The sequence below is a fragment of the Streptomyces toxytricini genome, assembly GCF_014649915.1.
GTDB lineage: Bacteria > Actinomycetota > Actinomycetes > Streptomycetales > Streptomycetaceae > Streptomyces > Streptomyces toxytricini.
The window spans coordinates 1-220 of record NZ_BMTY01000031.1 but is presented as its reverse complement, the minus strand read 5'-3'; positions in this window follow the sequence as shown (position 1 = coordinate 220).

The following is a 220-nucleotide window of genomic DNA, read 5'->3' as shown; positions in this document are numbered from 1 at the left end:
GCGCACGTAGCGATCGGGGGCGTCCCCAGCCCACCGGCACCCGCACCCGCCGTCGTCGGGTGCGCACGTGGCGATCGAGGGCGGCAAGGTCCCCCGGGTAGGGCGCTTCCGTGGGCCAAGGCAGGGCACGTCGGTGGGGCTTCGGGCGGCGGTTCGCCTTGCCCGAGGGGGACTCCTGCCCCCCTCCCGTTCCCCCCGGGCTTCCCGACAGTCCTTGCCT